The organism is Photobacterium japonica (assembly GCF_050337005.1).
GTDB classification, from domain to species: Bacteria; Pseudomonadota; Gammaproteobacteria; order Enterobacterales; family Vibrionaceae; genus Photobacterium; species Photobacterium japonica.
In genome coordinates this window covers 1-10,421 of the sequence record NZ_JAKJSN010000094.1, presented here as the reverse complement: position 1 = coordinate 10,421, position 10,421 = coordinate 1, and the positions used below count along the sequence as shown (strand labels likewise).

The 10,421-nt window shown below is 49.1% G+C and carries 9 protein-coding genes; 3 read left to right on the top strand and 6 right to left on the bottom strand.

What is annotated here, in order from left to right; genetic code table 11:
* The first annotated feature begins 157 nt into the window (after nucleotides 1–157).
* Nucleotides 158–586: an arsenate reductase/protein-tyrosine-phosphatase family protein gene (locus tag L4C36_RS22870; RefSeq protein WP_428480082.1), complete on the top strand. Its 429-nt coding sequence runs from the start codon at nucleotides 158–160 to the stop codon at nucleotides 584–586.
* 63 nt (nucleotides 587–649) lie between these two features.
* Here L4C36_RS22870 and wecA read toward each other — a convergent pair whose 3' ends face one another.
* On the bottom strand, nucleotides 650–1,825 hold the full coding sequence (wecA, locus tag L4C36_RS22865; RefSeq protein WP_428480081.1) for a UDP-N-acetylglucosamine--undecaprenyl-phosphate N-acetylglucosaminephosphotransferase: 1,176 nt from the start codon (nucleotides 1,823–1,825) through the stop codon (nucleotides 650–652).
* A 105-nt stretch (nucleotides 1,826–1,930) separates the two neighbouring features.
* Nucleotides 1,931–2,137: a hypothetical protein gene (locus tag L4C36_RS22860; protein ID WP_428480080.1), complete on the bottom strand. Its 207-nt coding sequence runs from the start codon at nucleotides 2,135–2,137 to the stop codon at nucleotides 1,931–1,933.
* A 17-nt stretch (nucleotides 2,138–2,154) separates the two neighbouring features.
* Between L4C36_RS22860 and L4C36_RS22855 the strand changes: the two genes are divergently transcribed.
* Together L4C36_RS22855 and L4C36_RS22850 are read left to right on the top strand one after the other, a co-directional pair.
* Entirely contained in the window at nucleotides 2,155–3,567 is a 1,413-nt protein-coding gene (locus tag L4C36_RS22855; RefSeq protein WP_428480079.1) for an MBL fold metallo-hydrolase RNA specificity domain-containing protein, read from the top strand.
* Nucleotides 3,568–3,768: 201 nt separating this feature from the next.
* On the top strand, nucleotides 3,769–4,935 hold the full coding sequence (locus tag L4C36_RS22850) for a nucleotide sugar dehydrogenase (RefSeq protein WP_428480078.1): 1,167 nt from the start codon (nucleotides 3,769–3,771) through the stop codon (nucleotides 4,933–4,935).
* Between the two features lie 145 nt (nucleotides 4,936–5,080).
* Here L4C36_RS22850 and L4C36_RS22845 read toward each other — a convergent pair whose 3' ends face one another.
* From L4C36_RS22845 to L4C36_RS22830, 4 genes are all read right to left on the bottom strand, one after another.
* On the bottom strand, nucleotides 5,081–7,273 hold the full coding sequence (locus tag L4C36_RS22845) for a YjbH domain-containing protein (protein ID WP_428480077.1): 2,193 nt from the start codon (nucleotides 7,271–7,273) through the stop codon (nucleotides 5,081–5,083).
* Nucleotides 7,273–8,175 carry a capsule biosynthesis GfcC family protein gene (locus L4C36_RS22840; protein ID WP_428480076.1) on the bottom strand — a complete coding sequence of 301 codons (903 nt, stop codon included), beginning with the start codon at nucleotides 8,173–8,175 and terminating at the stop codon, nucleotides 7,273–7,275. Before L4C36_RS22840 ends, L4C36_RS22845 begins: the two co-directional genes overlap by 1 nt.
* Complete coding sequence (locus L4C36_RS22835; RefSeq protein WP_428480075.1) at nucleotides 8,172–8,945, bottom strand: YjbF family lipoprotein; 774 nt, start codon at nucleotides 8,943–8,945, stop codon at nucleotides 8,172–8,174. Before L4C36_RS22835 ends, L4C36_RS22840 begins: the two co-directional genes overlap by 4 nt.
* 172 nt (nucleotides 8,946–9,117) lie before the next feature.
* Nucleotides 9,118–9,423 carry a hypothetical protein gene (locus tag L4C36_RS22830; RefSeq protein WP_428480074.1) on the bottom strand — a complete coding sequence of 102 codons (306 nt, stop codon included), beginning with the start codon at nucleotides 9,421–9,423 and terminating at the stop codon, nucleotides 9,118–9,120.
* Nucleotides 9,424–10,421 lie beyond the last annotated feature (998 nt).

Sequence of the window (10,421 nt, the reverse complement as noted above, 5' to 3'; positions counted from 1 at the left end):
CATATTTAAAGCGTTATTATACTGATATGTTATGCAACGGGGGGGTTATGTGGTCGTTGTCTTTTGATAAAAAAGTGGATCCGGTCCGACTTTCATAATGATATTATGGCGAGATAAACCCATGATAATCCGTCAGTGGATGAAGGTATTACCGCGTATGTTTAACAAAATTTTGGTTGTTTGTGTCGGGAACATTTGTCGCTCTCCATCAGGTGAATACTTACTTAAGCACCATTTACCTCAGAAGCATATTGCTTCAGCAGGGGTGGGGGCGTTGGTTGGGAAAGCCGCAGATAAAACGGCCGCCATGGTGGCACAAGAACACGGCATCAGCTTGGAAGGGCACGTTGCCCAACAGCTAACCAGTGATCTTTGCCGTGACTATGATTTGATTTTGGTGATGGAGAAAGGCCACATCGAAGCCGTGACGGGGATTGCACCGGAAGCGCGCGGCAAGACCATGCTATTTGGTCAGTGGATTGGACAAAAAGACATTCCGGATCCTTACCGCCAAAGCCGAGAAGCGTTTGATTTCGCCTACCAGCTTATCGATGAGTCCGCACAGGCGTGGGCGAAAAAGCTTTAAGTCTTCGTTTTCTTAGCACTCGTCGCTCTTATTTATAGAACATAGCAGTAGGGGCTCCTACTGCTATTTTTTTGTCGCGACTATTTTGCTTTGTTTGTTGGCTGGATTCTGTTCAGAAAGGGAATGATAGCCACTAGGGAAGGGCACAATGGTTGCGCTGGGTACGTTTTTCTCATGCATTGTCGATTGTTGTTGAGTACGGCTCATACGGGTCGTCACCCCCCAATACACCGTAAATAGCCCGATAAACCCACCAAATAGCCGTGGTTCGCTGAGCTGCATCTGTTCGCCGAACACGCCAATCAAAGCACAACCTGCTGAGAGGCTGCCTAATACGCCCACCGTTTTTCGTTGAGACCAACCTTGACGCAGGCAAAGGTGGTGAAGATGTTGGCGATCGGCTTGAAAAGGCGAACGTTTTTGCTGCAGGCGACGAAGGATCAAGGCTGCCATATCCATCAGCGGTAGCGCTATCAGCCACAGTGCCGTCACTGGGCGAAAAATAGGTTCAGACAGCGTGCTGCCTTGGCTCCCTGCAATCAGTAACCACACAATCGTAAACCCCATCAGTAATGCGCCCGCATCCCCCATAAATACTTTCCAGCGTTGTCCGGTCGGCCAGCCAATATTGACGATGAGAAAAGGCAACAACGCCCCGATAACGAGTAAACAAAACGCGTATCCATCAGGTTGCTGTTGGATGAAAAACAGCACACCGATGGCGCACAATGTGATTGTCGTTATGATGCCTAATAATCCGTCAACACCATCAATCATATTAAACGCATTCAGCGCACCGCATATGGCCAGTATGGTGATGGCGAGGCTTACGGTATCAGGCAGTATGATGGGGATGTCTGAGGTTAAATGACCCAGCGTCAGAATGCGTAAGTGATCGCCTGTGATCAGCCACAGGGTGATTAAGACTTGCATGACAAGGCGTATTTTTACATTCAACGTGTATTTATCATCCAAACACCCGATGCAGACAAAACAGCCCGCTCCCAACCAGTAAGCGTAGGGCTGGGCTAACTCGGCATGGCGATTAAGGCTCACCAGAACGAGGTAAGCGACGAGCATGGCAGAGAAGATGCCCAATCCCCCAATGAGAGGGACAATACCCTGATGATGTTTACGGGAGGACGGATAGTCGACCAGTTGTACTTTTATGGCGATAAAATACAGCGGAAACATAAGACAAAAAGAGAATAAGAGTGGCAGAAAAAAATACATGCTCATGCTTCTCCCGTCATTGTGTGTGCTTTGGTACGATTAAAATCGGCCAAATGGCATTGCTTTCATGGCGAATAATGCGCCGTTTTGTGGTGTGTTAGGCAGTGATATTCACGGCGAGTGTCTTTTTTGTCGGTTTTTAAGCTCTTTAACTATAGATAAAATGATGACATTCACCATAAAAGTTTGATGTGTTAAATGTGTTCTATCTGTGTGTTCTTGTGCAGCGGCATTGTCACTATTTTCGTGAAGTGGGTCGTGCAAACCAGCAATCTTCTTTAGGCGGGAAGGGGATTTTGCCATCATGCCCTCATTCATTATCTGAGGATTCTTACGTGCAGATTTTTCATCATGGTGCCTATGAAGGTGTGACCGGGTCGTGTCATGAACTTCGTTGGAAAGAATATGGCATTTTGGTTGATTGTGGCCTCTTTCAAGGTGCAGAAGCACATAAGCCATTAAATATTGAGTTCTCGATTCAACACATCCAAGCATTATTATTGACGCATTGCCATATTGATCATGTTGGCCGTATTCCTTGGCTATTGGCCGCCGGTTTTCGGGGCCCTATCTATGCCACCGAAGCAACGGCAGCATTGTTGCCCTTGATGTTGGATGATGGATTAAAAATCCAGCTCAATTTGAACCATGCTCAACGTCATCAATTTATCGCGTTAGTCAATTCGTTACTGCGCCCGGTGCCGTTTGATTGCTTAGCCCCGATCACGTTGCCTTCTGGGGACCGAATCAAAACGTATTTTCGTCAGGCCGGGCATATATTAGGGTCGGCGTACATTGAATTGGAACTGCCAGATGGCCACACGGTGGTCTTCTCTGGTGATCTTGGGCCGAGTAATACCCCGTTACTGGTTGACCCATGCTCGCCGCAAAAAGTCGATACCTTGGTGCTAGAAAGTACCTATGGTGATCGATTACATGACCGTGATACGGACAGAAACGTGAAGTTAATGCAGATCATCAGCCGTTCCTTACAAAACGGTGGAGTGATTCTGATCCCTGCGTTCAGTGTCGGGCGCACCCAAGAGTTGCTGTTTGATATCGAATCCATGATGGCGGAAAGCAGTATGTTGGCCAATAGCGAGCCAGATAACGCGGATGCCATTAAATGGCAAAATATTCCGGTGATTTTAGATTCCCCATTGGCCTCACAAATTACACAGCAATACACCCATTTTCAGCGGTTATGGGCCAAAGAAGCGAAGCAAAAAGTCACACTGGGGCGTCACCCATTGTCCTTTTCCCAATGTGTGACGGTGGAATCACACCAAGAGCATGAAGATTTGGTTCGGCGCTTGCAGTCAACCGGAGAGCCCGCCATTGTTGTGGCGGCAAGCGGCATGTGCACGGGAGGGCGTATCTTGAACTACCTGAAAGCCTTATTGCCCGATGCAAGAACGGATGTGGTGATGGTCGGTTATCAAGCCCCTGGTACATTAGGACAGCGTTTATTGTCCGGTGAAACGAGTGTGGATATTCAGCAGATATCGGTACCGGTTGCAGCGCAAATTCACGAGTTGTCAGGCTATTCCGCGCATGCCGATCAAGCACAATTGTGTGAGTTTGTTGAAAATATTGAACAGGGTCCGAGCACCATCCATCTGGTGCATGGTGAAGCGCGAGCCCAGCAGTGTTTAGCGTCACGCTTGCAGGCGGTGAAACCCGACAGTGACATTCGATTAGCTGCTCATCAAGAGGAGAAAAGGCATATTCCCTCATCCTCATTGTAATGCCTTGCTGCCTGATAGGGTGGAGAGGCAGTCTGCGACCTAATACGATTATTTTGTGATTTCTTCATAGAGTTTTTTGCCTTTTTAACCGTCGTATCTATCGTTAGTACTAGCAATACCATTGATTTTGTTTGTCATAGCAACACGCTGTCATGGTATTTTGTTATTATCTCTGGATACGATTGATTTTGAGGTTAAGTGATGAAAATTACGGTTGCAGGCACAGGGTATGTCGGCCTTTCTAATGCGGTGCTACTGGCACAGCATAATGACGTCTATGCATTGGATATCGTGCAGGAAAAAGTGGATCTCATTCAGCGCCGCCTTTCGCCGATTGAAGACAAAGAGATCTCGGCCTATTTGGCGACAAAACCCCTAAACCTGACCGCGACCACGGATAAGCAAGTGGCGTATCAAGGGGCAGATTTTGTCATTATTGCCACGCCGACCGACTATGATCCGATCACCAATTACTTCAATACCGCTTCCGTTGAGGCGGTGATCCGTGATGTGCTGACGATCAACCCGCATGCCGTCATGGTGATTAAATCTACGGTACCGGTGGGATACACCCAGCGCATTAAAGACGAATTTGGCTGTGACAACATTTTGTTCTCGCCGGAATTTTTACGTGAAGGTCGCGCCCTGTTTGATAACCTTCACCCGTCTCGCATTATTGTCGGTGAAAAGTCTGAACGTGCTGAAATCTTCGCGAATTTGTTGCTACAAGGCGCAGAAAAACAAGATGTGCCCGTGTTGTTTACGCACTCGACAGAAGCCGAAGCGGTGAAGTTGTTCTCCAATACCTATCTCGCAATGCGTGTGGCGTACTTCAATGAGTTGGACTCGTACGCAGAAGCGAATGGTTTAGACAGCTGCCAGATCATTGAAGGTGTTGGGCTAGACCCGCGTATCGGTAATCATTACAACAACCCGTCTTTTGGTTACGGGGGCTACTGTTTACCGAAAGACACCAAGCAATTACTCGCCAATTACCACAAAGTACCCAATAACATCATTGGGGCGATTGTGGATGCCAACCGTACCCGTAAAGACTTTATTGCAGATTCGATTATTGCGAAAAAGCCCAAAGTGGTCGGTGTGTACCGCTTGATCATGAAAGCGGGGTCCGATAATTTCCGCGCCTCGTCCATTCAAGGGATCATGAAGCGGATCAAAGCCAAAGGGATCACGGTGGTGGTGTATGAGCCGGTGTTAAAAGAAGCAGACTTCTTCCAATCGGAAGTGATCACCGATCTTGAGGCCTTCAAGCAGATATCAGATGTGATTGTGTCTAACCGCATGGCGGAAGAGCTGGAAGATGTTTCGGATAAAGTCTACACCCGTGACCTGTTTGGTGCAGATTAAGGTTAGCGAAGATTACGTTTGGTACAGATTAAGCGTGAATGTCGTTGACCCAAGTATGAATAAATAAAAACGCCGTGATGCGATTCAGCATCACGGCGTTTTTGTTGGTATCAACGCTATCTATGATCTAGACAGGTAATGACACTTAGTGCATGGCTTTACGTCCGTACCACGGTGAGCGTGCATCGGTCACGCTGTACAGTTGGTACTTACGGTTCAGCATTTGTCCACCGTCACGAGATAGCGGCAGCCAAGAAATCGTTGCACGATTGGTACTTGGTTTCACTGTCATCACATCAAACGGGATCGAAATGTAGAAGCCTTTGTTAAAGCTGCCTTCGCCAAATTCCTCTGCAGACAAATTCGTTTTCGCCACAAAAGCACCGGCAATCACACCGCTGTCAAATTGCTTCGAGAAATCCACCGTCATACCAATGTCTTCGGTCAGGTAGCGACCCGCGCTGACTTTGAACAGCGTATTGGGTAGCCATGACCAGTCAGGTTGGTAATACACGGTTGCATGACCCGTTAGCGCACCGGTTTGTACGCGGTAATTGCGGCCTGTGATAGGGTCAAATTGCACTTCTTCGGTAAAGAAACCCAATTGTGAATCCGGATCACGCTGTACGACGTAGTTTGCATCGATACCAACTGCCCAGTTACTGCCTTGTGGACGGTACAGCACTTCGCTGCCCACACCGCCGAACATCATTTCCAGATAACCGCCGTACGCTTGGGCATACCAGTTATCGCTCAGTTTATCCATCCAGGTGAGCTGCAAATTGTTCATGCGGATCGGATTGTCATTGATGTACTGACGCACCAAGGTACGGACACGTTTTAAATCGGTCCCATCTGGCGGCACTTCATACAGGAACTTGTCGTAATTATCGTAGATATTTAGATAGAGCGATCCGCCTAGCTCGACATTATCGCTAAACCAGTAATTTGCCCCCGCGGAAATCCCGATATTGAACAGATAGAAATCTTCTGAGCCACCGAACGATTGCTGCAAGGTTGGTGACACACTGACATCCCAATCCTTATTGGACTTTGCATACAGGGTGCCTGTCGGTGCTTGTGGCTCGATAGCCGCGGTCGCATCATCCATGTGGGTATTGAAACCGCGGTGATCGGCCACATTGGCAAATGCATCGCGATCAATGTGGGTTTCTGTCACAGGCTGACGGTTTGCTGTTTCAATAATGCGATATGTGTCAGCCGCCGGGCCTTGGTTGGCCAGCAGTGTGCCTGCGCGTAACTGTGCTTCATCGCGGTCACGGTACTTCGTTTGCGGTGCCATCACGGTAATGCTGGTGTCATCGGCATAGATGGCAGGGTCTTTATAGCCTGCGATTTGGTGCAAGTCTTGCGCTAGCTGTTCCCATTGCGCAGGCGTCAACTCACTGGCTGCACGTGCCGATTGTGCGGCGGGTGTATCATACGCAGGCACGGGATCATCTTGCCACATCGCCTTCATGTCATTGAAGTTGGTATTCAACGTAAAGCCCAGCGTCCAGGTGGTACCGCGTTCATAGCTTAAACGCACATCCCCCCATTGGCCTAAGCGGTATAATGCGCCGTAGTTGAATTTACTGTCTTGTGACATGTCCACGCCGCCACGGGTGACAGGGAAATCACTGGTGTAATCGTTACCGTCGTATTCCACTTTCAAGCGCAACGGCGCCCACGGGCTTTGGTATTCCACCCCGCCGAATACGGCGCTACAACCGGTGAACCAGCGATCAAAATCAATGCTGCCGCCTTTGCCTTTGTAATCGGTATTACGATCACAATCGACCGCTTGCGATTTATCCCCGGTTAAGTTGCCGCTGTTACCGATATAGCCCCAGCCGACACCCAAGGTGAAATCAAACGGGCCGACATGTTTACTGGCGGCAATGAATTCCCCATCAAACAGGCCGGTACCACCGAAATCACGTACCCCGATGGAGGTTTCGGGTAGCCAGTAGCTTTCTTCTAATAGACGGACTTTAAAGTCGATGCCTTTATCGGTGTATTTGGTATCGCCACTGAAGTCTTCATCATTGCTATACAGAAGATCTTGCACCAAGGTATAGCGAATGGTGGTTTCTAACCATGGCAGCAGTTGGAGTGACACGGTGTAATGGTGGTATTCGTCATTGAAGGTACCGCCAACACTGAGTTCGCCTTCTTTTGCCACACGGCCAGACGGCATTTGCATTAAGCCCACGCCACCAAAATCAGATTGTGACGGGGAAAATTCAGGGTAATCAAACGTATCAGCATGGGCATGCAGAACAGGCAGCATGGCCAGGGTGAGGGCCGATAACGAGGTTTTAAGTACAGGGTGCATTACAGGGCCCGATTCCTTAATAAGTGAACGATCTCATCATTGAGTGAGGCGGCATCTCGGGGTAAATCCGCAAAAGGCAGATACACCGTCGCGCCTGGGGCAATGTCTTGGTGCTGGTGGTTCCAGTAAGCAAAGGCATGGGTTTCTACGGTGCCATCCGGTTGGATCACGATGGCTTCGCTGTTATCGGCCTGTGACATGCCGTGTGTGGCGACATCCGCTTGGCTAACATAGCTGTCGACATCTTGACGAGGTTGCCACGGGAAAAAACCGGGCTGTTTGACGGCACCCACCACCAAGACATGCGTGGGTTTGGGCGGCAATACCAGCGTAATCGACTGGGTGATAAGCGGATTGAGTGCCGGGGTGATCCGCACCGCATCATAATCCAGCGGCGTGAATACACGCTCACCGATGGGTAACTGGGCCAGTTGGTGCTGCAATGCATCAAAAATACGGGCGTCTGCGTCGTCACTTTGTTTAATCAGCTCAGACAGCGCCGCGTGGGTCGCCATTTTCTGGGGGTGCGGAAAGGCCGTAAATACGCTGGCTGCCGGCCAATAGATCGCCTGACCGCTGATGGCTGTGCCGTTATCGATGGCAGGTACCGGTAACTGTGGTAAATGCTGCAACGTATCCGCAAGCACTTGTTCGAGTCGAACCGGCGCAGGGTAAGACAGGGTGAGTGCTTGTGGTGTCGTTGTTTGTGCGGCGTCGCCTTGATTCAGCGAGTACGTCGCATTGACCGTTATGTGCGTTTTTACACCCGCTTGCGATACCTCAGTTTGTGTCTGTGCTTGTGCTTGTGCTTGCGATTGAGGCTGAGCATGAAGCAGTGGCGAAAACCATGTTCCCATGATAGCGAGAGAAGCGAGTGCGAGCGTAGAGAGAGTCGGTGTCATTGTGCTTGCCCCGTAGCAAAAAATGGCTTAAGTACCGTTATGTCGACATAGGGCAGGTTCGGTGCCAATTTCTGCCGTGATTTGATCACGCGCCCCGTTGATGGGTGCAGCCAAAATGCATTGGTGTACGTGGCATCGAGCGCCGTAACAGACACCTCTTCGGTGAAATACAAGGTGTCGATAGGGTGTTGATTGACCAAGATCACCTGATTATCATGCTGAGTAAAGTGAGAGAGGGCTTGATAGCCCGTGTGATAACCCGGTTGCCAGTCAATCTGACGTTGCCACGAACGCGGGGTATCGGCACGCTGTAAACCCAACTGCAGAGGGTCGGTTTCTGTGCTGCGCAGCGCTACCACGTTGCCTTGCGGTAAGTTGAGCGTTTTCACCACCCGGCCAGATTGGGTTTGTAGCATGCCTTTATCGGACGATAACCATTTCAGTATCGGCGGTGCGGTATTCGCCACTGCATTTTCCGCTGAATGGGCATAAGTGGGGGCGGTTTCTGCCAAGGCTAATACCATGAAGGCTTGGGGGCCATCGTCTATACTGGCATAAAGGCTGGCATACGGCAGGTTATTGACATCGTCAACGCTTAATGTGGCATCGGCATTACCAAACAGGGCGAGCTGCATGGTGTCGTTCACATCATTGAATTTTTGGCTGCAGCCAGAAAGCAGTAAAGGGGCGGAGAGTAAGCAGCTCCCCAACATCAATCGGTAAAGCCGAGATCGTAATGCCGATAAGGCGGCAGGCTGTGCAGTGGGCATCCTAGCTACTCACTCCCTGTAGTACAGAAAATCAAACAAAAGAACGCCGCGTGCAAGCACCCAGCGCAGAATAAACCGTGAACGCAACAAAAATAACCGCACAGCAGCACCTGTGCCACTCAGGTACGGTTATTGTGTGTCTGTTGTGTTGGTGTTATTGACGGTGCGTCAATTAACCCTGTGCAGACACAGACGTTGTAGTGTTGTTGTCGTTGTTGCTTGAATCAGCAACCGCGACTGCGCCAACGGCGACAGCTGCGCCAACAGCAACGGTTGTTGCTGTGATACCGCCAGCCGCTGCGGCTGTTGCACCTGCTGTGCCCGCTGCTGTACCCGCTGTCGTTGTAGCTGTGGTGGTTGCAGCCGTTGCTGTTGTGCTTGAAGCAGAACCCGCAGCACCTGCAGTCGTTTCAGTTGCGGCAAATGCAGAACCTGCCATAGACATTGCTGCTAGCAATGCAATTGTTGTTTTTTTCATTCTAATTCCCTTATTGTTGTATAGCGTCTATAAACAATTTTTCACAAAAGGCTAAAAGCCAAAAAGAGCAAAAGCGGAACCCGCCTTCTATGCAATGATATGGTGATATGGGCAAATCTGCAATGCATCAATGATCTTGTCATAAAAGAACTTTAGAGTCTTTTCAGTTGCTTAATTGGATACAATGGTGATGAGTCAACATTGACGCTTATTTCTTAAGCCAATATTCTTGGTGTGCAGCGTGTTCTTTTTGTTCGCAAAATAACCATGCGTGAGGGGGATCACATTTTCTCGTTGTCATGTTTTTGCATATTTTTTGAAATTACAGTCATTTAATGGCACCAGAGAAAAAAGATGCCGATAAGCGCTAAAACTCATATTCCTATCAACACAAAAAGTGTGTAAAATCACGGTCGCATTTTAGGACGACTTTCAAGTCGTGGCCGATGGCGTGTTAGCGATACCACACAGCCTGACGTGTACAGCGCATGCCATTGCACTATGTGCTGTGATATCCAACGCAAAATGCTTACTACCGCTGGCACATCATCAATGGATATTGGGAACCTCAACCCAAGGGCGGTAGCGTGTCAAAAATCGGTCAAATAGGTGCTAGGGACGAGGAAGAGCGGCCGGTAGCGCTGGCTAAAAGGTCCTGAGGTCCTATGGACAAGGCACTTACCTAATCATGATTCACGATGCTCAACAGTCCGAGCACATTTGGTGATTAAGCGGTAATGGATTATCAGTCGTCTATCTTTCATTCCGATCAATAACGTTTAAAGAATTCGCCTAGCCTTGATGATTACATCAAGGCCATTTTCAGTACCTGTCGTTCCTCTCGGTAGAAAAAACAAACCTAATTATTAGTATTATAAAGCAGTCACAATGCTTGCTTTTGACACTCGATCTTAAATTCTGCCTGCAGGACCACAGGACCACAGGACCACAGGACCACAGGACCACAGGACCACAGGACCACAGGACCACAGGACCAC